This is a genomic window from Nocardioides aurantiacus, assembly GCF_003752505.1.
Taxonomy (GTDB): Bacteria; Actinomycetota; Actinomycetes; order Propionibacteriales; family Nocardioidaceae; genus Marmoricola; species Marmoricola aurantiacus.
The window spans coordinates 717,828-740,120 of the sequence record NZ_RKHO01000001.1; the positions used below are offsets into that span (position 1 = coordinate 717,828).

Annotated in this window: 20 protein-coding genes; 10 read left to right on the top strand and 10 right to left on the bottom strand. The window is 73.6% G+C overall.

Going from position 1 to position 22,293, the window contains the following annotated elements; all coding sequences use genetic code 11:
- Window positions 1-9: 9 nt before the first annotated feature.
- On the bottom strand, window positions 10-459 hold the full coding sequence (mce, locus tag EDD33_RS03560) for a methylmalonyl-CoA epimerase (protein WP_123389130.1): 450 nt from the start codon (window positions 457-459) through the stop codon (window positions 10-12).
- Between the two features lie 148 nt (window positions 460-607).
- Between mce and EDD33_RS03565 the strand changes: the two genes are divergently transcribed.
- Entirely contained in the window at window positions 608-1,798 is a 1,191-nt protein-coding gene (locus EDD33_RS03565) for an acetyl-CoA C-acetyltransferase (RefSeq protein ID WP_123389131.1), read from the top strand.
- A gap of 1 nt (window position 1,799) precedes the next feature.
- Window positions 1,800-2,804, top strand: a complete 1,005-nt coding sequence (gene meaB / locus EDD33_RS03570) for a methylmalonyl Co-A mutase-associated GTPase MeaB (RefSeq protein ID WP_123389132.1) — start codon at window positions 1,800-1,802, stop codon at window positions 2,802-2,804.
- Between the two features lie 11 nt (window positions 2,805-2,815).
- Here the strand turns inward: meaB and EDD33_RS03575 are convergent, their stop codons facing one another.
- Complete coding sequence (locus EDD33_RS03575; protein WP_123389133.1) at window positions 2,816-3,718, bottom strand: alpha/beta fold hydrolase; 903 nt, start codon at window positions 3,716-3,718, stop codon at window positions 2,816-2,818.
- A gap of 117 nt (window positions 3,719-3,835) precedes the next feature.
- On the opposite strand from EDD33_RS03575, the gene EDD33_RS03580 reads away from it, so the two are divergent.
- Window positions 3,836-4,015 (top strand): hypothetical protein, encoded by a 180-nt coding sequence (locus EDD33_RS03580; protein ID WP_056536930.1) that lies wholly within the window; start codon window positions 3,836-3,838, stop codon window positions 4,013-4,015.
- A gap of 20 nt (window positions 4,016-4,035) precedes the next feature.
- Window positions 4,036-4,578: a PH domain-containing protein gene (locus EDD33_RS03585; protein WP_123389134.1), complete on the top strand. Its 543-nt coding sequence runs from the start codon at window positions 4,036-4,038 to the stop codon at window positions 4,576-4,578.
- 10 nt (window positions 4,579-4,588) lie between these two features.
- Here the strand turns inward: EDD33_RS03585 and EDD33_RS03590 are convergent, their stop codons facing one another.
- From EDD33_RS03590 to EDD33_RS03620, 7 genes are all read right to left on the bottom strand, one after another.
- Entirely contained in the window at window positions 4,589-6,232 is a 1,644-nt protein-coding gene (locus EDD33_RS03590; RefSeq protein WP_425463832.1) for a phospho-sugar mutase, read from the bottom strand.
- Window positions 6,229-7,101 carry an LLM class F420-dependent oxidoreductase gene (locus EDD33_RS03595; RefSeq protein ID WP_123389135.1) on the bottom strand — a complete coding sequence of 291 codons (873 nt, stop codon included), beginning with the start codon at window positions 7,099-7,101 and terminating at the stop codon, window positions 6,229-6,231. Before EDD33_RS03595 ends, EDD33_RS03590 begins: the two co-directional genes overlap by 4 nt.
- Window positions 7,102-7,114: 13 nt before the next feature.
- On the bottom strand, window positions 7,115-7,609 hold the full coding sequence (gene tpx, locus EDD33_RS03600) for a thiol peroxidase (RefSeq protein ID WP_123389136.1): 495 nt from the start codon (window positions 7,607-7,609) through the stop codon (window positions 7,115-7,117).
- A 24-nt stretch (window positions 7,610-7,633) separates the two neighbouring features.
- Window positions 7,634-8,443 (bottom strand): crotonase/enoyl-CoA hydratase family protein, encoded by an 810-nt coding sequence (locus EDD33_RS03605; protein ID WP_123389137.1) that lies wholly within the window; start codon window positions 8,441-8,443, stop codon window positions 7,634-7,636.
- 10 nt (window positions 8,444-8,453) lie between these two features.
- Window positions 8,454-8,846: a hypothetical protein gene (locus EDD33_RS03610; RefSeq protein ID WP_123389138.1), complete on the bottom strand. Its 393-nt coding sequence runs from the start codon at window positions 8,844-8,846 to the stop codon at window positions 8,454-8,456.
- Window positions 8,847-8,972: 126 nt separating this feature from the next.
- Window positions 8,973-9,785 (bottom strand): purine-nucleoside phosphorylase, encoded by an 813-nt coding sequence (locus tag EDD33_RS03615; protein WP_123389139.1) that lies wholly within the window; start codon window positions 9,783-9,785, stop codon window positions 8,973-8,975.
- A 23-nt stretch (window positions 9,786-9,808) separates the two neighbouring features.
- Complete coding sequence (locus tag EDD33_RS03620) at window positions 9,809-10,264, bottom strand: gamma-glutamylcyclotransferase family protein (protein ID WP_123389140.1); 456 nt, start codon at window positions 10,262-10,264, stop codon at window positions 9,809-9,811.
- 54 nt (window positions 10,265-10,318) lie between these two features.
- Between EDD33_RS03620 and EDD33_RS03625 the strand changes: the two genes are divergently transcribed.
- The 6 genes from EDD33_RS03625 to EDD33_RS03650 all read left to right on the top strand — a co-directional run bounded on the left by EDD33_RS03625 (window position 10,319) and on the right by EDD33_RS03650 (window position 20,797).
- Complete coding sequence (locus tag EDD33_RS03625; protein WP_246003350.1) at window positions 10,319-11,743, top strand: NAD(P)H-quinone dehydrogenase; 1,425 nt, start codon at window positions 10,319-10,321, stop codon at window positions 11,741-11,743.
- Between the two features lie 135 nt (window positions 11,744-11,878).
- Complete coding sequence (locus EDD33_RS03630; RefSeq protein WP_123389142.1) at window positions 11,879-13,084, top strand: SpoIID/LytB domain-containing protein; 1,206 nt, start codon at window positions 11,879-11,881, stop codon at window positions 13,082-13,084.
- A gap of 54 nt (window positions 13,085-13,138) precedes the next feature.
- Complete coding sequence (locus EDD33_RS03635) at window positions 13,139-13,789, top strand: TetR/AcrR family transcriptional regulator (protein WP_123389143.1); 651 nt, start codon at window positions 13,139-13,141, stop codon at window positions 13,787-13,789.
- Window positions 13,790-13,875: 86 nt separating this feature from the next.
- The gene (locus tag EDD33_RS03640) at window positions 13,876-19,410 is read left to right on the top strand and encodes an ATP-binding protein (RefSeq protein WP_246003351.1); all 5,535 of its coding nucleotides are present in this window, start codon (window positions 13,876-13,878) and stop codon (window positions 19,408-19,410) included.
- 26 nt (window positions 19,411-19,436) lie between these two features.
- Window positions 19,437-20,387, top strand: coding sequence for a class II glutamine amidotransferase (locus tag EDD33_RS03645; protein ID WP_123389145.1), 951 nt, complete (start codon window positions 19,437-19,439; stop codon window positions 20,385-20,387).
- Window positions 20,384-20,797, top strand: a complete 414-nt coding sequence (locus EDD33_RS03650; RefSeq protein WP_123389146.1) for a cupin domain-containing protein — start codon at window positions 20,384-20,386, stop codon at window positions 20,795-20,797. The genes EDD33_RS03645 and EDD33_RS03650 overlap by 4 nt, the downstream gene beginning before the upstream one ends.
- A gap of 75 nt (window positions 20,798-20,872) precedes the next feature.
- Here EDD33_RS03650 and EDD33_RS03655 read toward each other — a convergent pair whose 3' ends face one another.
- Window positions 20,873-22,213: an HNH endonuclease gene (locus tag EDD33_RS03655; RefSeq protein WP_123392977.1), complete on the bottom strand. Its 1,341-nt coding sequence runs from the start codon at window positions 22,211-22,213 to the stop codon at window positions 20,873-20,875.
- Between the last annotated feature and the right edge of the window lie 80 nt (window positions 22,214-22,293).

The window sequence follows — 22,293 nt, forward strand, 5'->3', positions numbered from 1 at the left end:
CCGACCGGGCTAGTGCGTCCCGGCCGCGGGCTCGACCAGCTCGACCAGGACGCCGCCCGCGTCCTTGGGGTGGACGAAGTTGATGCGCGACCCGGCGGTGCCGCGACGGGGGGCGTCGTACAGCAGACGCAGGCCGCGCTCGCGCAGCACCGCGGAGACCTGCTCGACGTCGTCGACGCGGTAGGCGAGCTGCTGCAGGCCCGGCCCGGACCGGTCGAGGAACTTCGCGATCGTCGACTCCGGCGACAGCGGCGCCAGCAGCTGGATGCAGGAGCCGGAGTCGCCGACGCCGACCATCGCCTCGCGCACGCCCTGCTCCTCGTTGGTCTCCTCGTGCAGCACGACCATGCCGAACTTGTCGCGGTACTCCGCGATCGCGACGTCGAGGTCGGGCACCGCGATGCCCACGTGGTCGATCGCGGTGAACAGGTGGGTCGGCAGGGCGGGTGCGTCGGTCATGCCGGTCAGTGTGGGACGCCGCCGCGCGGGGCGTCGACCCGGTGTGACGTGTCCGACATCCGTGGTCCGCATCCACCCCTGCTGCTCGTCGGTGATCGCGGTTACGGTGGCCAGCAGTCGCAGTCCCGTTCCTCCAGGAGGCCCCGCCATGTCCGCATCCGTCATCGTCGCCGGTGCTCGCACCCCGATCGGACGCCTGCTCGGCGGGCTCAAGGGCCTCTCGGCGGCCGAGCTCGGCGGCGTCGCCATCAAGGGCGCGCTCGAGAAGGCCGGCGTCTCCGGCGACCAGGTCGACTACCTGATCATGGGCCAGGTCATCCAGGCCGGCGCGGGCCAGAACCCCGCCCGCACCGCGGGCATCGCGGCGGGCCTGCCGATGTCGCTGCCCTCCATCACCATCAACAAGGTCTGCCTCTCCGGCGTCAACGCCATCGCCACGGCCGACGCGCTGATCCGCTCCGGCCAGCACGAGATCGTCGTGGCCGGCGGCATGGAGTCGATGACCAACGCCCCGCACCTGCTGCCCAAGTCCCGCGAGGGCTTCAAGTACGGCGACGTCGCGCTGGTCGACTCGATGGCCTACGACGCGCTCTACGACCAGACCACCCAGCAGGCGATGGGACTGCTCACCGAGGAGTGCAACGGCGCCGACGCCAACCTGACCCGCGAGGAGCAGGACGAGTTCGCGGCCCAGAGCCACCAGAAGGCGGCCGCGGCCTGGAAGAACGGCCTCTTCGACGACGAGGTCGTCCCCGTGGAGATCCCCCAGCGCAAGGGCGACCCCGTCGTGGTCAGCCAGGACGAGGGCGTGCGCGGCGACACCACCGCGGAGTCGCTCGGCCGGCTGCGCCCCGCCTTCCGCAAGGACGGCACCATCACCGCCGGCTCGGCCTCGCAGATCTCCGACGGCGCCTGCGCCGTGGTCGTGATGAGCAAGGCCAAGGCCGAGGAGCTGGGCCTGTCGTGGATCGCGGAGATCGGCGCCCACGCCGAGGTCGCCGGCCCCGACTCCACGCTGCAGCTGCAGCCCGCCAACGCCACCGCCAAGGCGCTGGCCAAGGAGGGCCTCTCGGTCGAGGACGTCGACCTCGTGGAGTTCAACGAGGCCTTCGCGGCCGTCGGCATCGCCTCGGCCCGCGAGCTCGGGATCCCCGACGAGAAGGTCAACGTCAACGGCGGCGCCATCGCGCTCGGCCACCCGGTCGGCATGTCCGGCGCCCGGATCGTGCTCCACCTCGCCCACGAGCTGCGTCGTCGCGGCGGCGGCACCGGTGTCGCGGCGCTGTGCGGCGGCGGTGGCCAGGGCGACGCCCTGGTCGTGAAGGTCCCCGCGTCCTGACGTGGGCAGGCGATCGAGCGGCGACGTCCCGACCCTCGTCGAGAAGGCGAGGTCCGGCGACGCCCGCTCGGTCGCCCGGCTGATCTCGCTCGTCGAGGACGCCTCGCCGCTGCTGCGCGAGGTGATGGCCGGCCTGGCGCCGTACTCCGGGTCGGCCCGCGGTGACGACGAGCGGCGCTCCGGCGCCCAGGTGGTCGGCCTGACCGGCTCGCCCGGGGTCGGCAAGTCGACCTCCACCTCCGCCCTGGTCGGCGTGCTGCGCGAGCAGGGCAAGCGGGTGGGGGTGCTCGCGGTCGACCCCTCCTCGCCGTTCTCCGGTGGCGCCCTCCTGGGCGACCGGGTCCGGATGCAGGACCACGCCCTCGACGGCGGCGTCTACATCCGCTCGATGGCCTCGCGCGGCCACCTCGGCGGCCTGTCCTGGGCGACGCCGCAGGCGCTGCGGGTGCTCGACGCGGCCGGCTGCGACGTGATCCTCGTCGAGACCGTCGGCGTCGGGCAGAGCGAGGTCGAGGTCGCCGCGATGGCCGACACCACGCTGGTGCTGCTCTCCCCGGGCATGGGCGACGGCGTCCAGGCGGCCAAGGCCGGCATCCTCGAGGTGGGCGACGTCTTCGTGATCAACAAGGCCGACCGTGACGGGGCCGACCAGGTGCGTCGCGAGCTGCGCTCGATGATCGCGCTCGGCGACCGGCCCGAGGGCGCCTGGCGCCCCCCGATCGTCAAGACCGTGGCGAGCAAGGGCGTCGGCGTCGACGAGGTCGCCGAGGCGATCGAGCAGCACCGGGTCCACCTCGTGGAGTCCGGCGAGCTGGAGCGCCGCCGGCTGCGTCGGGCCCGCGACGAGATCGAGAGCATCGCGCTGACCGCGCTGCGCCAGCAGTGGCGCGGCGTCCACGAGAACGCCGCGCTCGACGACCTCGCCGAGGAGGTCGTGCACGGCCGCAGCGACCCCTACGCCGCCGCCGACCTGCTCCTGGAGAGCCTCGAGGCGGGCGGCTCGTAGGAGGGGGCTCCTCAGCCGGTGACGGCGGCCACGACGCGCTCGACGGCCCTCGGGTCGAACAGGATCGTGTAGTGGTTGACGTCCTCGACGGTCTCCACCGTCAGGTCGTCCAGCGCGGCGTCGTACAGCTCGACGGCGGCCGCCGGCAACAGGCCCGGGGCCTCGCCGAACATGCCGAGCGGGGCCACCAGCAGGGTGGTGGGCACCCGCAGCCGGCCCAGGGCGTCGTCGAGCTCCTCGCCCAGCACGAGCAGGTCGCGCCCGTCGGAGCGCACCGCGTCCTCGACGGCGCGCGAGCGCACGCCGTCGGCGGTCTCGAGGGCGTCGTAGCGGACGTAGGTCTCGATGTCGGGGCTCCAGTGCGGGCCCAGCGCCGGGTGCGCCCGGAAGAGGTCGACGTAGGCCTCGGCGTCCTCGTAGGTCTGGCTCAGCCGCGCCAGGGCCGGGCCGAGCGTGGCCGCGAGCAGCTCGTCGTGGTCGACGCCCTCGGGGACGGGCAGCGGGATGCCGCCGTCGACCAGCACGAGCCGGCGGAAGGGGGTGGGGTCGTCGTCGACGGTCAGCAGCGCGGCGTACGCCCCCATGGAGTGGCCGAGCAGCACGAGGTCGCCGGTCTCCTCCGGGTCGATCGCCGCGGCGACGTGGGTGAGGTCGTCGGCGTGACGGGTCAGCCCGGTCGGGCCGGGCAGGTCACGCGACGCGCCGCGGCCGCGCAGGTCGGGCGCGACCAGGGCCCAGTCGTCGGGCAGGGCGCGGGCCACGGCCGGCCAGGCCCGTGAGGAGGCGGTGATGCCGTGCAGCGCCACCACCGTGCGGTGCGGGGGCGCGTCGGGGTCGCCGTACCGGAACGTCGCCAGGGTGCCGCCCTCGACCTCGACGGGGAAGGGGACGGGGACGAGGGGGGCGGGGCTCATGCCCGCATCATGCCGTGCGCCGGGTGAGCGCGCCTGCGCCGGTCCGGCCGCCGACGTTGGTAGAAAGGTCGGGTCCCGCGTGCTCGCGCGGAGACCAGTCCAGCGAGGAGCGGCGAGATGACAGGCGTGCTGAAGAAGGGCGTGGGCATCGTCGTCGTCCTGTTCCTGCTGTGGTTCCTCTTCACCGACCCCAACGGCGCGGGCTCGATGGTGCGTGACATCGGCACCGCGATCTGGGACCTCCTGATGCGGCTCTTCGACGCCCTCAGCCGGTTCCTCACCACCGTCACGGGCTGACCTCGTGGGCGGGCTGTGACGTGGGCAGGGTCTGGCGCTGGCTGACCGACCCCGACATCGGTGAGCGACTGCTGCGCGACGGCGTCGACGACGAGGACATCGCCGACGTCGTGACCAAGCACTGGGTGGTCTACGTCGTCCCCGCGCTCGTGGGGGCCGCAGGGCTCGCCATCTGGGCGCTGTTCCTCTTCACCCGCCCGAGCGGCGCGTGGTTCCCCTTCCTCGCCGGGCTGCTGGTGATGGCGTGGGGCGGGGTGATGGCGCTGCAGCGCAACATCGACCGGTTCGTGGTCACCAGCGACAAGGTGTTCCGCGTCCACGGCCTGCTCAACCGGCGCGAGGCCTCGATGCCGCTGCAGCGCATCCTCGACATCACGGTCTACAAGCCGCTCCACGGCCGCATCCTCGGCTTCGGCCACTTCACCTTCGAGTCGGCCGCCCAGGAGCAGGGGCTGCGCGAGATCCGCTACGTGCCGCGGATCGACCAGCGCAACCTCAAGATCCAGGAGGTCCAGAAGCGCGTGGGCCTGCGCAGCAAGCGCGCCGCGCGACCCCAGGCGTGACCTCGGGGGCTCAGAGCCCCGCGGCCGCGGCCAGGTCGGCGCGGATCGCGTCCAGCCGTCCCGCCGCGGAGATCCGGGCCGCGTCGACCCCGCCGGCGTCCACGGGCACGACCACCTCGAGGTAGCACTTGAGCTTGGGCTCGGTGCCCGAGGGGCGTACGACGACCCGACCGCCCTCGGCCAGCCGCAGCCGCAGCCCGTTGGTGGGCGGGAGACCCGGTCCGGCCCCCTGCGCGAGGTCGTCGACCTGCTCGACGGCCAGGCCCCCCAGCGTCGCGGGCGGGGCCGAGCGCAGCCGGTCGACCGCCGCCGGGATGGCCGCCAGGTCGTCCATCCGCACCGAGAGCTGGTCGGTCGCGTGCAGGCCGTGCTCGCGGGCGAGGTCGTCGAGCCGGTCGAGCAGGGTGCGGCCCTCGGCCTTGAGCCGGGCGGCGAGGTCGCAGACCAGCAGCAGGGCCGAGACGCCGTCCTTGTCGCGCACGTGGGCAGGGTCGACGCAGTAGCCGAGCGCCTCCTCGTAGCCGAAGGCCAGGTCGGGCACCCGACCGATCCACTTGAAGCCGGTCAGCGTCTCGGCGTACGCCTGGTCGTGCGCGGCGGCGAGCTTGCCGAGCAGCGAGGACGACACGATCGAGGTGGCCCAGGTGCCGCGGGCACCACGGTCGAGGAGGTGGGAGGCCAGCAGCGCGCCCACCTCGTCGCCCCGCAGCAGCTGCCAGCCGTGCGGGCCCGGGACGGCGACGGCGCAGCGGTCGGCGTCGGGGTCGTTGGCCACCACGAGGTCGGCGCCGACCTCGGCGGCGCGGGCCAGCGCGAGGTCCATCGCCCCCGGCTCCTCGGGGTTGGGGAAGGCCACGGTCGGGAAGTCGGGGTCGGGCTCGGCCTGCTCGGCCACCACGTGGGGCGCCGGGAAGCCGGCCTGGCGCAGCACGGTGGCGACGGTGTCGCCGCCGACCCCGTGCAGCGGGGTGTAGACGGTGACCAGGTCGCGGGGACCGTCGCTGCCGACCAGCCCGACCACGTCGTCGAGGTAGCGGTCGAGCACGTCGTCGCCGAGCACCTCGATGCGCTCGTCGGGTCCGCGGGGCACCTCGGCCAGCGGGCCGACGGCCTCGATGCGGGCGGCGATCTGCTCGTCGGCGGGCGGCACGATCTGGCTGCCGTCGCCGAGGTAGACCTTGTAGCCGTTGTCCTGCGGTGGGTTGTGGCTGGCGGTCACCATCACGCCGGCCACGCAGCCCAGGTCGCGGATCGCGTGGGCGAGCAGCGGGGTCGGGAGCGGGCGGGGGAGCAGCAGGGCCCGCATCCCGGCCCCGGCGACGACCTCGGCGGTGTCACGGGCGAAGACGTCGGAGAGGTGGCGGGCGTCGTACCCGATGACGACGGAGTCGGCCTCGCCCGCGCCCTTCTCGCGGAGGTGGGCCGCGAGGCCGGCCGCGGCACGCAGCACCACGACCCGGTTCATCCGCCGCGGCCCCGCGCCGAGCGCGCCGCGCAGCCCGGCGGTGCCGAACTCCAGCACGCCGGCGAAGCGGTCGGCGAGCTCCTCGGCCGCACCGGCCTCGAGCAGCGCCTCGAGCTCGGTCCGGGTGCCGGGGTCGGGGTCCTCGGAGATCCAGGCCAGGACGCGCTGCCGCAGGTCCTCCGGGATCACCCCAGCTGCTCCAGCCGGGGCAGCACCTCGGTGCAGAGCCGCTCCACGCTGCCCACCGGGTCGTCGGACGAGGGTCCGACCCAGACCATGTCCAGGCCCAGCGAGGCCCAGACCTCGGCCTGGCGCAGGAAGCCGTCGACGTCGCCCAGCACGTCACCGCCGTAGATGTTGGTGCGCTGGACCTCGGACGGGTCGCGGCCCAGGTCGGCGCAGTGCCGGTCGAGCACCTCGAGCTTGTGGGCCAGCTCGTCGCGGTCGGTGGCGAAGAGGTTGCAGGCGTCGGCGTACTGCGCCACCATCCGCAGCGTCTTGCGCTCCCCGGACCCGCCCACGAGCACCCGCGGACCGCCCTCGCGCAGCGGCGCAGGACGGCAGACGGTCTCGGCGAGCTGGTAGTGGGTGCCCTCGTAGGCGCCCTCCTCGGGTCCCCACATCTGCGCGCAGACCTGGATCGCCTCCTCGAGCCGCTCGAAGCGCTCCTTCATCGGGGGGAACGGCACGCCGAGGCCGTGGTGCTCGCGGTCGTACCACGCCGCGCCGATCCCGAAGAGCGCCCGGCCGCCCGAGAGCACGTCGAGGGTCGCGACGGTCTTGGCCAGCAGGCCGGGGTGGCGGTAGGTCACGCCGGTGACCAGCAGGCCGAGCTCGACGCGCTCGGTCACCCCGGCCAGGAAGCCCAGCGAGGTGTAGCCCTCGAGCATGGGCTCGGCGGGGCCGCCCATCTGCTCCATCTGGAACCAGTGGTCCATCATCGTCAGGGTGGTCACACCGCCCTGGTCGGCGGCGCGGGCGACCCCGGCGAGGGTGGGGGCGAGCTCGCCGGCCCCACCGGGCCAGGTCAGGTTCGCGGCGTGGACGGCGAGCTTCATCGACCCGGACCCGTCAGGAGAGCGCCGCGACGGCGGCGTCGTAGTCGGGCTCCTGGCCGATCTGCGGCACCAGCTCGGAGTGCACCACGGTGCCGTCGGCGTCGACGACGACCACGGCGCGGGCGAGCAGGCCCTCGAACTTGGTGTCGAGCAGGCGCACGCCGTAGTCCTCGCCGAAGCTGGACCGGAAGGCCGAGCCCACCTTGACCGCGTCGAGGCCCTCGGCGGCGCAGAAGCCGGTGAGCGCGAACGGCAGGTCGACCGAGACGTTGAGGACGGTGGTGTCCTCCAGGCCCGCGGCCAGCTCGTTGAACTTCCGCACGCTGGCCTGGCAGACGCCGGTGCCGATGCTGGGGAAGATGCTGATCACCCGGCGGCCGGGCAGGTCGGAGAGGGAGAACTCCGCCAGGTCGGTGTCGACGAGGGTGAAGTCGGGGGCCTGCGAGCCGGGGGCGGGCAGGTCGCCGGAGGTCTGGGCGGGGTCGGGACCGAGTGCGGTGGTAGCCATGCCGGTCAATCTAGACCCGACTCCTCACCGCCGGGTGCGGGGACCGAACCGGGCGGGGGCCGACCCGAAGGCGGCCTCGCGGGCGGCCCGGGCGTTGGCCCCGAACAGGAGCAGCAGCTGTTCGGCGCGCTCGCGGGCGAAGGTACGCCGCACCGAGGCCGTCCAGGTGTCGTCGAAGAGCCGCTTGGCGCCCGCCAGCGCGTCGGGGGAGCGCTCGGCCAGCTCGCGGGCCAGGTCGTGGGCCGCGGCGACGGGGTCGGCGGCCAGCTCGGTCACCAGCCCGAGGTCGTGGGCCTCCTTGCCCGAGACCTTGCGCGCGGTCATCGTCAGCAGCTTGGCGGTGTCGGCGCCGACGAGCTGCTTGAGCGTCACCACCCCGCTCATGTCGGGGATGATCCCCCACCTGCCCTCGAGCACCGACCACTGCGAGTCGGGCGCCGCGACCCGGAAGTCGGCGGCCAGCGCGAGCTGCACGCCGCCGCCGTAGCAGTGGCCGTCGACCGCCGCGATCACCGGCACCGGCAGCCGGCGCCAGGCCCAGCAGGCCTCCTGGAAGACGTTGGTGCCGCGCCAGGGACGCGGCACGAACGCCGTCACGATCCCCGCCGGCTGCCGCAGCACCGCGCCGAAGTCGAGGCCGGCGCAGAACGAGGTGCCCTCGCCGGTCAGCACGACCGCGCGCAGCGACCGGTCGCGGCGCAGCCGGCGTGCGACGGCCACCAGCTCGTGGAGCGTCTGGAGCGTGAGCGCGTTGAGCTTCTCGGGCCGGTCGAGGCGCACCTCGGCGACGCCGTCGGCGACGGAGCAGGAGACCAGGGGGGCGGGGGAGCGCATGCGCCGAAGGCTAGTCCTCGGCGTCCTCGTCCTCGGCGGCGCTGCTCTCCGGGTCCTGCTCGTCGGCGTACGGCGCGGGGTCGCTCTCGTCGTAGTCGTCGCGGTCGGTGAACTTGCCCCGGTCGACGTCGAAGTCGCGCTGGGTGTTGTCGATCTCCGCGTTGTCGGGACGGTTCTCGGGGTCGAGGCGGCGCTCGCGCTCCTCCTCCATCTCCTGCTTGGTGTCCTCGTCGGGCTCGGACTCGGTGTCGATGCCCTGGCTGCGGCCGGCGCGCTCGTCGGTGTCGACGCCGCCGTCGTCGAGGATGGTGCCCTCCTCGGAGTGGCCGTCGCCGTCGAAGTCGGGCGACTCGCCCTGGTCGTGCGTGGCCTGCTGGTCCTGCTGGGCCTTGTCCTCGCTCATGCCTGCCCCTCCCGGTGGCTCGGCCGCCGCCCCCGGACGGGAGCGCGCGGCCGGGGTCCTGGTTATCGGTGCGGGGGCGACGCTGTCAACGGTGCGGGCGCGGGCGCGGACACCGCGGCGGCGTCCTCACAGGTGGGGTACGACGCCCCCGAGCAGCTCGCCCATCCGGCTGGCCGCGGCGCGACCCGCGGCGAGCACCTCCTGGTGGTCCAGCGGCTCACCGGTGATGCCGGCGGCGAGGTTGGTGACCAGGCTGATGCCGAGCACCTCCATCCCCGCCTCGCGGGCGGCGATGGCCTCGAGCGTGGTGCTCATCCCGACCAGGGTGCCGCCGATGGCGCGGATCATCCGGATCTCGGCGGGGGTCTCGTAGTGGGGACCGGGCAGCTGCACGTAGACGCCCTCGTCCAGCGTCGGGTCGGCGTCGCGGCACAGCGCGCGCAGCCGGGGGCTGTAGAGGTCGGTGAGGTCGACGAAGGTGGCGCCCTCGAGGGGGGAGGTGGCGGTCAGGTTGACGTGGTCGGAGATCAGCACGGGCGTGCCGGGCGCCCAGGACTCGTCGAGACCGCCGCAGCCGTTGGTCAGCACGACGGTGCGGCAGCCCGCCGCCGCGGCGGTGCGGACGCCGTGCACGACGGCGCGCGTGCCCAGGCCCTCGTAGAGGTGGGTGCGCCCGAGGAAGACCAGCAGGTTCGTGTCCCCGGCGCGGACCGAGCGGATCCGGCCGGCGTGACCCGCCACGGCCGGCGGGGCGAAGCCCGGGAGGTCGGTGGCGCTGATCTCGGCGGTGGCCTCGCCGAGGGCGTCGACGGCCGGGAGCCAGCCCGAGCCCATCACCAGGGCGACGTCGTGGCGCTCGACGCCGGTCCTCTCGGCCAGGACCGCGGCGGCCTCGGCGGCCTGCGCGGCGTACGACGGGGGCGTGGTCTGCTCGTTCACGGCCCCGACCCTATGTCGTCGCCTCAGCCGCCGAAGTTGGACCGGCAGGGCCGGGAGCGCAGCGCCGCGAGGTAGTCGTCGGGCGCGTCGGCGGCCTCCGCGGCGTCGGCGAGGGTGCCGAGGTAGGTCGCCGAGGGCAGCCCGCCCTCGAAGGCGTCGAGCACGTAGGCCCACGCGACCTCCTCCGAGGCCAGCAGCGAGACCCGGACCTTGACCTTGCGGAACAGCCCGGTGTCGGCCGACTCCCAGCCGTCGAGCGCGGCGACGTCCTCGTCGGTGACGTCGTAGATCGCCACGAACACCCGCTCGAAGGTGTCCTGCACGATCGTGGCGAGGGCGCCGTCGATGCCGTGCTCCTCGCCGCCGAAGGTGAGGCGCCAGCCCTCGAGCCAGCCGGTGCCCCGCAGCGGGGAGTGGGGACACCGCTCTCCCATGCGGGCGGGATCGAGGTTGGTCCCGTAGGCGGCGTACAGCGTCACGGCGTCACACTAAGCCGCGGCGGGCGCCGGCCCGGCATGCGACACAATGAGGGCGTGACGACACCAGACTTCGGGCAGGCCCAGCGCGTGGTGGTCATCGGCGGCGGCCCCGGCGGCTACGAGGCGGCGCTGGTCGCCGTGCAGATCGGCGCCGAGGTGACCGTGGTCGACAGCGACGGCCTCGGCGGCTCGGCCGTGGTGACCGACTGCGTGCCCAGCAAGACCCTGATCGCCACCGCCGAGCTGATGACGGAGTTCTCCGGCGCGCCCGAGCTCGGGGTGCAGTTCGAGGACCACGAGGGCGACCCCGCCCACCAGCTCACCGTCGACCTGGGCCGCGTCAACGCCCGGGTCAAGCGGCTCGCGCGCGACCAGTCCGACGACATCGGCGAGCGCCTCGAGACCGAGGGGGTCCGGGTCGTCACCGGCTTCGGTCGCCTCGACGGGCCGGGGGCCGTGGAGGTCACGCTGCCCGACGGCGGCACCGAGCGGCTCGAGGCCGACGCCGTGCTGCTCGCGACGGGTGCCGCCCCGCGCACGCTGCGCACCGCCGAGCCCGACGGCGAGCGCATCCTGACCTGGGAGCAGGTCTACGACCTCACCGAGACGCCCTCGCACATGATCGTCGTCGGCTCCGGCGTCACGGGTGCGGAGTTCGCCAACGCCTACCTCGCGCTCGGCGTCGAGGTCACCCTGGTCTCCTCGCGCGACCGCGTGCTGCCCGGCGAGGACGCCGACGCCGCCGAGGTGCTCGAGCAGGTGCTGACCCGGCGCGGCATGAACGTGCTCTCGCGCTCGCGGATGGAGTCGGTCACCCGCGACGGCGACGAGGTCACCGTGACCCTGACCGACGGCCGCACCGTGACCGGCTCGCACTGCCTGCTCGCGCTGGGCTCGGTGCCCAAGACCCAGGGCCTGGGCCTGGAGGAGGCCGGCGTCGCGCTGGACGACGGCGGCTTCGTCAAGGTCGACCGCGTCTCGCGCACCTCCGCCCGGGGCGTGTACGCCGCGGGCGACTGCACCGGTGTGCTGATGCTCGCCAGCGTCGCCGCCATGCAGGGCCGGATCGCGATGTGGCACTTCCTCGGCGACGCCGTCACCCCGCTCGACCTGGGCCAGGTGTCCTCCAACGTCTTCACCGCGCCCGAGATCGCCACCGTGGGCTGCTCGCAGCGCGCCGTGGACGCCGGCGAGATCCCGGCCGAGACGGTGCGCCTGGAGCTGGCCGGCAACGCCCGGGCCAAGATGCAGGGCGTGCGGGACGGGTTCGTGAAGCTCTTCGCCCGCCCCGGCACCGGCGCCGTGATCGGCGGGGTGGTGGTGGGGCCTCGGGCCAGCGAGCTGATCCACCCCATCTCGATCGCCGTGGCCGAGTCGCTCACCGTCGACCAGCTGGCCCACGTCTTCACCGTCTACCCCTCGATGAGCGGGTCGGTCGCCGAGGCGGCGCGCCGGCTGCACCACTCGCCGCAGCGCTGAATACCGGCGTCGAATGACGCTGTTGTAATTAGCGCTGCATTAGTGCTAATCCTCCGGAATGCCTTTCAGTGCATTCTGGAGGAGCGCATACTCAGGATCGGTTCACTCCCTCCCCACCGGTCACTGAGGTCACAGATGTCCCGCACCCCCGGCGTTCTCGGCGCCGTCCGCACCACCCTCGCGCTGCTCGTCGCCACCGCGGCGGTGACGACCGGCGCGGTGTCGCCGGCCGCCGCCGACGCGTCGTACGCCGTGCCCTCCGACGGGGTGCTCAAGCTGACCGGCCACGGCTACGGTCACGGCCACGGCATGTCGCAGTACGGCGCCCGCGGTGCCGCGCAGGCGGGGCTCAAGCAGGGCCAGATCATGTCGTTCTACTACCCCGGCACGGCCGCGGGCACGGTCCGCGGCAACATCTGGGTGCGGATCAGCGCCGACACCGACGGCATGCTCTCGGTCGCCCCCGCGTCGGGGCTCCAGGTGCGCCAGGTGGGTGGTCCGTCGTACGCCCTCCCGACGACGGTGGGCTCGCTGCGCCCCTCCTCGTGGCGGCTGCGCACCTCCGGTGACCGCAACGTGCTCGAGTTCTACGCCGGGGGAGCCTGGCGGGGCCACCGGCCGGGCTCGGTGCCGATGACCGGCGCCGCCGCGTTCTTCCGCGACACCGGGCCCACCACGCTGCGGATCGGGTCGGTCGACCGGCCCTACCGCGGCGCGCTGCGCTACGTGCAGCGCACGACCGTGAACATCGTCGGCATGGACGACTTCGTGCGCGGGGTCGTGGCCCGGGAGATGCCGGCGTCGTGGGAGCCGGCCGCCGTGCAGTCGCAGGCCGTCGCCGCGCGCACGTACGCCGCGTTCGAGCGCGCCGCCAACGCCGGTCGCGCCTGGCAGACCTGCGACACCACGTCCTGCCAGGTCTACGGCGGCGTGAACGCCGAGCACCCGTCCGCCGACGCCGCCGTGCGGGCCACCGCCCGGCAGGTCCGGACCTACGACGGCAAGCCGGCCTTCACCCAGTTCTCCTCCAGCAGCGGCGGCTGGACCAAGGCGGGCAGCCGGCCCTACCTCGTGGCCAAGGCCGACCGCTACGACGCGACCTCGAGCAACCCGAACCACACCTGGCGCACCACGCTGACCCGTGCCCGCGTGCAGTCGAGCTATCCGGCGCTCGGCACGCTGCGGGCGGTGCGCGTGACCAGGCGCGACGGCAACGGCGACCAGGGCGGGCGGGTGCTGTCGGTCGTGCTCGACGGCTCCAGGAGCGACGTCACGCTGACCGGCACGGCCTTCCGCAGCCGGTTCGGGCTGAAGTCGGACTGGTTCCGCTTCGGCGGCTGAGACGGACCTCCGGAGGAGCCGATATCGGAGGCTACCCTCGCGTACGCTGCCGCCATGAGCATGCAGACGGCTGACCCCGCGGAGTTCCTGCCGCGCCGCCGGCCCTCGCAGGAGCGCAGTCGTCGACGCTTCGACGACATCCTCCGCGCCGCCCGTGCGCTGCTGGTCGAGGTCGGCTTCGAGGCCTTCACCTCCGAGCAGGTGGCGCTGCGGGCGGGGGTGCCGATCGGGTCGCTCTACCAGTTCTTCGGCAACAAGTACGCCATCATCTGCGAGCTCGACCGGCTCGACACCGCCAACGTCGAGAAGGCGCTGGAGGACTTCGGCTCGGAGATCCCCACCCTCGACTGGGCGCAGCTGCTCGAGAAGCTGCTCGACCACCTCGCCACGCTGTGGCGCACCGACCCCTCACGCCGCGCCGTGTGGCTGGCGATGCAGGCCACCCCGCCGACCCGCGCCATCGCCGCCGGTCACGAGCGGCAGCTCGCCTCGCAGGTCACCCGCATCCTGGCGCCGCTGACGCCCGGCTCCGCGACCGGTCATCGCCAGACGCTCGCCGAGGTGATCGTGCACGTGACCTACTCGATGCTGAACTTCTCGATCCGGGACGGCCAGTCCCACCCCGACGCGGTGGTGCAGCTGAAGTCGATGCTGACCCACTACCTGCTCGCCGCCGAGGCCGAGGCGGCGCGCCGACGGATGTGACTCGCCCGTAACCCCGAAGTCGTGGGACGGTGGTTCCAATGCGAGACCAGCCTCGCATTTCCAGCGTCCAACCCGAGGGGTCCTTCGTGTCTTTCCGTCGCATCGCGATCGTCAACCGTGGCGAGTCCGCCATGCGGCTGCTGCACGCCGTGCGCGAGCTCAACGCCGCCCGCCACCCGGACGAGCACCTCCAGACCGTGGCGCTGCACACCACGGGGGAGGCCAACGCGATGTTCGTGCGCGAGGCCGACCTCGCCCACGACCTCGGGCCCGCGAGCCAGCGGCCCTACGTCGACCTGGCGGTCCTCGAGCGGGCGCTGCTCGAGACCGGGGCCGACGCCGTGTGGCCCGGCTGGGGCTTCGTGGCCGAGGACCCCTCCTTCGTCGACCTGTGCGACAAGCACGGCGTCACCTTCGTCGGGCCGAGCGCCGAGGCGATGCGTCGCCTGGGCGACAAGATCGGCTCCAAGCTGATCGCCGAGGAGGTCGGCGTCCCGGTCGCCCCGTGGAGCCGCGGCGCCGTCGACACCCTCGAGGACGCCCTCGCGTCCGCCGAGCAGGTCGGCTACCCGTTGATGCTCAAGGCCACCGCCGGCGGCGGCGGGCGCGGCATCCGGATGGTCGCCTCGGCCGCCGACCTCGAGGACGCCTACCAGCGCACCAGCGACGAGGCGCTGCGCGCCTTCGGCAACGGGACGGTGTTCCTGGAGCGCCTGGTCACCGGCGCCCGCCACGTCGAGGTCCAGCTGATCGCCGACAGCCACGGCACCGCCTGGGCGCTCGGCGTGCGCGACTGCTCCATCCAGCGCCGCAACCAGAAGGTCATCGAGGAGTCGGCCTCGCCGCTGCTGAGCCCCGCGCAGGTCGAGGAGCTGAAGTCCTCGGCCGAGCAGCTGGCGCTGGCCGTGGGCTACGTCGGCGCGGGCACCGTGGAGTTCCTCTACCACCCGCAGCTGCAGACCTTCGCCTTCCTGGAGGTCAACACCCGGCTCCAGGTCGAGCACTCGATCACCGAGGCCACCACCGGCGTCGACCTGGTGCGGGCCCAGCTCCACGTCGCGCAGGGCGGCCGCCTCGAGGGCGAGAAGCCCGCCGAGGTGGGGCACGCCGTCGAGGCCCGGCTCAACGCCGAGGACCCCGACCGCGACTTCGCCCCCGCCCCCGGCCGCATCGAGCACCTCGAGCTGCCCTCGGGGCCCGGCATCCGCGTCGACACCGGCGTCGCCGAGGGCGACACCATCCCGCCCGACTTCGACTCGATGATCGCCAAGATCATCGCCTACGGCCGCACCCGCGACGAGGCGCTCGCCCGGCTGCGCCGCGCGATGACCTCGACCACCGTGGTGATCGAGGGCGGCGCCTGCAACAAGAGCTTCGTGCTCGACCTGCTGGCCCAGCCCGAGGTCGTCAGCGGCGACCCCGACGGCGGCGTCCCGTGGGCCGACACCGGCTGGATCGACCGCGTCCGCGCCGAGGGTCGGCTGGCCTCCCACGCCCACGCGGGCATCGCAGTGGTCGCGGCCGGCATCGAGGCCTACCTCGAGCGCGTCCGGCTCGAGACGGCGCGGCTCATCGAGACCGCCCACGGCGGCCGTCCCTCGGCCGCCCACGAGGTGGGCCGGCCCGTCGAGCTGAAGCTCCGCGGCGTGCCCTACCAGGTCTCGACGATCAACACCGGGCCCGGACGGTTCCGCGTCGGGGTCGCCTCCGGCGCGACCTCGCAGACCGTGGACGTCCAGCTGGCGCACGTCGACGACGTACGCCGCCGGCTCACCGTCGGCGGCCGGCGCTACCACGTCGTCACCGCCACCCACGGCCCGACCACGCTGGTCGAGGTCGACGGCGTGGCCCACCGCGTCAGCCGCGACGAGGGTGGCGTGCTGCGCTCGCCCGCGCCGGCCCTGGTCGTGGCCACCCCGGTCGCCGTGGGCGACGAGGTCGAGGCGGGAGCGACGGTCGTCGTGCTCGAGTCGATGAAGATGGAGACGGCGCTGCACGCGCCCTTCCCGGCCCGCGTCAAGGAGCTGCACGTCATCACCGGCAGCCAGGTCGAGACCGGCGCGGCGCTGATCAAGCTCGAGCAGCTGGGGGAGGGGACCGAGGAGACCGTCGACGCCGGCGCGGTCGTCGACCTGCCCGCCGACGCCGGGGTCGACCCGGCCACCCAGCGGGAGCGGGCCCGTGCGGCTCTCAGCGCCGTCGTGCTCGGCTACGACGTGCCGCCGGAGGACCAGGACGCGGCGCTCTCGGAGTACCTCACCGTGCGCGACCTCGCCGAGCCCGACGACGGCTCCGTGCTCGCCGACGAGGTGACCCTGCTCGAGACCTTCGTCGACCTCGCCGAGCTGAGCCGCAACCGCCCGGCCGACGAGGACCGCCACACCGCGCTGCGCGTGCACAGCTCGCGCGAGCACTTCCACACCTACCTGCTCAGCCTCGACGTGGACCGCGGCGGGCTCCCGGAGCAGTTCCGCGAGCGGCTGGAGCGGGTGCTGCGCCACTACGGCCTGACCTCCCTCGACCGCACCCCCGAGCTGGAGGCGGCGGTCTTCCGCATCTTCCTGGCCCAGCAGCGCACCACCCCCGAGGTCGCGCTCGTCGCGGCGCTGCTCGGCGCGTGGAGCCGCGAGGCCCCGCCGGTCGGCGACCTCGCCGCCCGGTCGCGCGAGGTGCTGGAGCGGCTCGGCCGCGTCCCGCAGGCGCGCTACCCCGCGGTGGGCGACCTCGCCCGCAGCGTCCGGTTCCGCTGGTTCGACCAGCCGGCCGTGGACGCCGACCGCAGCGGCGTGCTGCTCGGGATGCGGGACGAGGTGGAGGCGCTCGCCGCGTCCGCCGACGCCCCCGACCGCGCCCGTCGCATCGAGGCGCTGGCCTCGATCCCCGAGCAGACCGTCGGGTTCCTGTGCGACCGACTCGAGCACGGACTGCCCGAGCGTGAGCCGATGCTCGAGGTGCTGGCCCGCCGGCACTACCGCGAGTACGACCTGCACGACGTGCGGTCGCTCGACGCCCCGCGCCCCGTCGTCGTCGCCGCCTACACCCTCGACGAGCGGCGGACCCGGCTGGTCTCCTCGATCGGCTCGGTGGCCGAGCTGGAGCCCGGGTCGGACCTCGTCGCCGCGCTGGAGCCCCACCTCGCCGACCGTGCACCCGGCGAGGACGCCGTCGTCGACCTCTACCTCTCCTGGGCCGACGCCCCCGCGTCCGCCGACGAGGCGAGCGAGGCGCTGCGCTCCCTGCTCGCCGAGCTGCCGCTCACCCGGGGCGTACGCCGCGTCTGCGTCGCCGTCTGCGCCGGCGGCGGCGACCGCCACGTCGGCTACTTCACCTTCCGTCCCGCCGACGAGGGCGCCGCTCCCGCGATCGAGGAGGACGACCTCACCCGGGGCGTGCACCCGATGGTCGGTCGGCGCCTGGACCTGTGGCGGCTGCGCAACTTCGACATCACCCGGATCGAGGCGCCCGAGGACGTGCTGCTCTACGAGTGCGTTGCCCGGGAGAACCCGTCCGACCGTCGGCTCGTGGCGCTGGCCCAGGTGCGCCAGATGTCCGTCGTACGCGACGAGGACGGCACCATCACGGCCCTGCCGCACGCCGAGCGTGCCGTCGAGAGCTGCCTGGAGTCGATCCGTCGCGAGCGGGTGGCCCGCGGCTCCGCCGGAGCCAAGCTCGACCTCAACCACGTCTGGGTGCACGTGTGGCCCGTGGTCGACCTGGACCTCGAGGCCCTCGGCGCGCTCGGGTCCAAGATCAGCCCGCTGACCGACGGTGCCGGCGTCGAGGAGGTCGTGGCCCAGGGCCGCCTCGCCGTCCCGGGGGCCGAGCCGGTCGCGATGGCGGTGCGCTTCAGCGCCCGCCCCGGTGCGGGCGTGACGACCACCGTCGAGGAGCCGCCGACCGAGCTGCTGCAGCCGCTCGACGACTACACCTCCAAGGTGGTGCGCTCGCGCCGCCGCGGCCTGGTCTACCCCTACGAGCTCAGCGGCGTCCTCGCCGGCGCCGGTGGCTCGCTCGTCGAGCACGACCTCGACGAGACCGGCCGGCTCGTCCCCGTGGACCGGCCCTACGGCCTCAACGAGTCCGGCATCCTCGCGGCCGTCGTCACCACCCCGACGGCGCTGCACCCGCAGGGCGTCACCCGCGTGGTGCTGTGCGGTGACCCGACCAAGTCGCTCGGCTCGGTCGCGGAGCAGGAGTGCCTGCGCGTGATCGCGGCGCTCGACCTGGCCGAGCAGATGCAGGTGCCGGTGGAGTGGTTCGCCCTCTCCGCGGGTGCGCGGATCTCGATGGACTCCGGCACCGAGAACATGGACTGGGTGGCCAAGGCGCTGCGCCGGATCGTGGAGTTCACCCAGGACGGCGGCGAGATCAACGTCGTGGTCGCGGGCATCAACGTCGGCGCCCAGCCCTACTGGAACGCCGAGGCCACGATGCTGATGCACACCAAGGGCATCCTGGTGATGACGCCGGAGAGCGCCATGGTGCTCACCGGCAAGCAGTCGCTCGACTTCTCCGGCGGCGTCTCGGCCGAGGACAACTACGGCATCGGCGGCTACGACCGCGTGATGGGCCCCAACGGTCAGGCGCAGTACTGGGCGCCCGACCTGGCCGGCGCGTTCGGTGTGCTGATGGCCCACTACGAGCACACCTACGTCGCGCCGGGCGAGTCCGCGCCGCGTCGTACGGAGTCCTCGGACCCGGTCGACCGTGACATCTCCTCCTTCCCCCACGCGATCGAGGGCAGCGACTTCGCGACCGTCGGCGAGATCTTCTCGGCCACGGCGAACCCCGACCGCAAGAAGGCCTTCGACATCCGCACCGTGATGCGAGCGGTCGCCGACCAGGACCACGACGTGCTCGAGCGCTGGGCCGGCATGGCCGACGCCGACACGGCCGTCGTGCAGGACGTGCACGTCGGCGGCTACCCGGTGTGCCTGATGGGCATCGAGAGCCAGTCCGTACGCCGCTCCGGCTTCCCGCCCACCGACGGCCCGAGCACCTACACCTCCGGCACGCTGTTCCCGAAGTCGTCGAAGAAGGCGGCCCGGGCGATCAACTCCGCCAGCGGCAACCGGCCGCTGGTCGTGCTCGCGAACCTGTCGGGCTTCGACGGCTCCCCGGAGTCGATGCGCAACCTCCAGCTGGAGTACGGCGCCGAGATCGGCCGCGCGATCGTCAACTTCCGCGGCCCGATCGTCTTCTGCGTCATCTCCCGCTACCACGGGGGTGCGTTCGTGGTGTTCTCCAAGGCGCTGAACCCGAGCATGACGGTGCTCGCCGTCGAGGGCTCGTTCGCCTCGGTCATCGGCGGCGCCCCCGCCGCGGCGGTGGTGTTCACCGGCGAGGTCGAGAAGCGCACCGCGGCCACGCCGGCCATCAGGGCGCTGGACGAGCGCATCGCCTCGGCGCGCGGCGCCGAGCGGATCGGGCTCCAGGTCGAGCGGGCGCAGCTGCGGACCGCCGTACGGGCCGAGAAGATCAGCGAGGTCGCCGCCGAGTTCGACGGCATCCACGACATCCACCGCGCCGTCGAGGTCGGGTCCGTGGACGCGGTCATCCCCGCGGCCCGGTTGCGGCCCGAGATCGTGGAGGCCATCGAGCGTCACGCCACGGGTGGCTGAGGCGGCGGGCGCGTAGCCTGCAGCGCATGTGCCGCGTCCTTGCCTACATCGGTCCCGAGCTCCCCCTCGAGGACCTCCTGCTCACCCCGCGCAACAGCCTGGTCAACCAGACCCTCGACCCCGAGCGGCACCCCCAGCTGCAGCTGGCCGGGTGGGGGTTCGGGATCTGGAGCGAGCACCTGCTCAAGCCGGACGTGCCCCTGATCTACCGGCGGCCCATGGCCGCCTTCTACGACGACAACGTCGAGGGGATCGTCCCGCACCTGCAGGTCAGCACGCTGCTCGCCCACGTGCGGGCCGCGGCGTACGACGCGGGGGCGGTGCTCGCCGACGAGAACTGCCACCCGTTCTGCTACTCCGGCACGCCCTGGATCGTCGCCCAGAACGGCGACCTGCCGCACTGGAAGGTGCTGCAGCGCGAGCTGCTGCAGCACTGCAAGGACGAGTTCCTCGAGCAGATGACCGGCACCACCGACACCGAGTTCCTCTACGTGCTGCTGCTCTCGGTGCTGGAGGGCGACAGCAACGACGACGTCCAGCGCGGGTTCGAGCGGGTGCTGGAGCTCATCGTCGCGGCGATGAAGGCCCTCGACCTCCCCGGGCTCGCCAAGCTCAAGATGGCCCTGGTCTCCCCGCGGCGCATCATCGGCGTCAACTGCGGCACGGGTCACCAGGGCGAGCCCCAGCCGGAGGGGGACTGGCGCGAGCTGCGAAAGTCCGGCCCGGGCACCGACGACTACGCGCTGTCGATGCTGCTCGAGCCGATGTACTACCTGATGGGTCGCGACTTCACGCACGACGACGCGACGTACGGCTTCGACGACTGCGGTGAGGAGGACGCCTCCGCGGTCATCTTCGCCTCCGAGCCGCTCACCGAGGAGGCCGACGACTGGCTGCCCCTGGAGTTCGGCGAGATCGTGTTCCTCGAGCGGACGGGTGACAACGTGACCCGCGAGGTCCGCACGCTCGCGACATGAGCCCCGGGGCGCCTCCCGAGCTGCCCCGGCCGGTCCGGGTCTTCACACCGGACGACCTGGTCGCCGCCGACCCGACCGCGGGCATGAGCCGTGCGCGGGCCTTCGAGCTGCCGCTGCTGTGGTCCGGACAGGTCGTGACCGAGCCCGGCGCGGTCTCGGGGTGGCACCACCACGAGCGCAACGAGTCGAGCCTGTACGTCGTACGCGGGGTGCTGCGGCTGGAGTTCGACGGCCACGACGGCTACCTCGACGCCGGCCCGGGCGACTTCGTGCACGTGCCCGCGTGGACCGTCCACCGGGAGTCGAACCCCTCGCGCGAGCCGTCGTTGGCCGTGATCGCCCGGGTGGGCGGTGGGGTCCCGACCGTCAACGTCGAGGGGCCGGGCAGCATCCAGAGTCTGCTGGGCTGAGGGTTCTCGGGTGGGATGCTCGGGTTGGGTCTGCGTCAGACGCGGCGCTGTGTCCCACCAGCCGAGCCGGCAGTCTCACGCCAGCATCGGGTTGACGTGTGGCAGGCAGTCCCGAGGTGAGCGGTAGCAGTGCTCGATGTCTCCGACGTCGGACTCGTGCGGTGGCAGCCACCACCCCGGTGGGTCGGGCGCGGTGGAGACGTGGGTGTGCCCGGTGGGGGTCGTGACGAGCACCTGGTGGCGGTCGCCGGGCAGGTGATGGGACTGCCAGCCGGGTGCCTGCTTGGCGTAGTTGCAGGACTCGCACAGTCCCTGGCCGTTGGCCAGGGAGGTCGGGCCGCCGTCGGCTGCGGGGGTGACGTGGTCGGCGTGGCGGACGGGGGCGTCGCACCAGGGGGTGCGGCAGACCTGGTCGCGGACGACGAGGAGCTCGCGGAGCTCGCCGGTGAAGGTGCGGCGGCGTGAGTCCGTGGCGACGAGGTCGCCGGCGCCGGGGCGGGTGAACAGGCGCCGCAGGTAGGCGCGGGGTGCGTCGCGGACGACCTGGCGGGCGAGGGCGGCGTGGAGGGGGCCGTGGCCGACGACGTGAGCAGGAGTGGGGTCGTCGGTGAGCAGGGTGCTGTCGGTCATCACGACGTGGACCTCGACGTCGACGTCGGCCGCGTGGGTCTGCCCGGTGAGGCGTTCGACGAGGGTGTCGGCCATGACCTGGCCGCGCGAGCGGGGCTGGCCCTGGACCCGGGCGGTGTCGGCCGCCTGTCGGAGGGCGGCGAGGCAGGCGACGCCCTGCTCGACGGGCAGGAAGGCCGTCAGGTAGCTCATCGTGTCGGGCGCGGGGCGGAGGCTGACGTGGCGGTCGGCGCGGGCCCCGCGGTTGCGTCGGATCGCGGACCCGGGGTCGAGGCGGTAGCCGATGGCGCGGGCCTTCGCCGCGGCCTCGCGGTCGCCGAGGGAGGCGAGCCGGTCGGCGATCTCGGTGTCGACCTGGCCGCGGTGCTCGGGAGTGAGGACGGCGGTCTCGCGGACCACGACCGTGGCGCGCCACTCGCTGATCTGTCCACGGGCCAGGAGGTCGAGGGTGCGCGGCATCTCGCGGACGAGCGCCCGGGCCATGCCGAGGTCGCGGGACCCTCGGTGGGGGCTGCTGCGTCGGGCCAGGGCGATCTCGGCGGCCAGGCCCTGGCCGCGCTTGGCGGCGGGGATCCCGCGCTCGGCCTCGTGGCGGGTGCGGGCCCGGGCCAGGGCGTCGGTGACGCGGGCCTGGGCGGCGGCGATCGCGCCCTTGAGCCGCTCGAGGGACGCGATCAGGGCGATCTGGTCGGCCTCGCCGCCGCCGGCTCCGTCGAGGGTGGCGAGGTGCTCGAGCGCGCGGTCGAGGTCGGCGGCGGTGGGGGCCGTCGGACTCGGGTGCGGCATGTCGAACACGTGTTCGATTTTACCTTCGACCACTGACACGATCCAGGGGTCAGCAGGACCTGTGGACGGAGGTCGCAGAG

Bases quoted from the DNA above. Each gene is read 5' to 3' on its own strand.
- EDD33_RS03565 (WP_123389131.1), top strand. From the start codon at position 608: ATGTCCGCATCCGTCATCGTCGCCGGTGCTCGCACCCCGATCGGACGC.
- tpx (WP_123389136.1), bottom strand. From the start codon at position 7,609: ATGGCTACCACCGCACTCGGTCCCGACCCCGCCCAGACCTCCGGCGAC.
- EDD33_RS03635 (WP_123389143.1), top strand. From the start codon at position 13,139: ATGAGCATGCAGACGGCTGACCCCGCGGAGTTCCTGCCGCGCCGCCGG.
- EDD33_RS03575 (WP_123389133.1), bottom strand. From the start codon at position 3,718: ATGAGCCCCGCCCCCCTCGTCCCCGTCCCCTTCCCCGTCGAGGTCGAG.
- EDD33_RS03650 (WP_123389146.1), top strand. From the start codon at position 20,384: ATGAGCCCCGGGGCGCCTCCCGAGCTGCCCCGGCCGGTCCGGGTCTTC.
- EDD33_RS03655 (WP_123392977.1), bottom strand. From the start codon at position 22,213: ATGCCGCACCCGAGTCCGACGGCCCCCACCGCCGCCGACCTCGACCGC.
- EDD33_RS03645 (WP_123389145.1), top strand. From the start codon at position 19,437: ATGTGCCGCGTCCTTGCCTACATCGGTCCCGAGCTCCCCCTCGAGGAC.
- EDD33_RS03610 (WP_123389138.1), bottom strand. From the start codon at position 8,846: ATGAGCGAGGACAAGGCCCAGCAGGACCAGCAGGCCACGCACGACCAG.
- EDD33_RS03580 (WP_056536930.1), top strand. From the start codon at position 3,836: ATGACAGGCGTGCTGAAGAAGGGCGTGGGCATCGTCGTCGTCCTGTTC.
- EDD33_RS03595 (WP_123389135.1), bottom strand. From the start codon at position 7,101: ATGAAGCTCGCCGTCCACGCCGCGAACCTGACCTGGCCCGGTGGGGCC.
- EDD33_RS03605 (WP_123389137.1), bottom strand. From the start codon at position 8,443: ATGCGCTCCCCCGCCCCCCTGGTCTCCTGCTCCGTCGCCGACGGCGTC.
- mce (WP_123389130.1), bottom strand. From the start codon at position 459: ATGACCGACGCACCCGCCCTGCCGACCCACCTGTTCACCGCGATCGAC.
- EDD33_RS03630 (WP_123389142.1), top strand. From the start codon at position 11,879: ATGTCCCGCACCCCCGGCGTTCTCGGCGCCGTCCGCACCACCCTCGCG.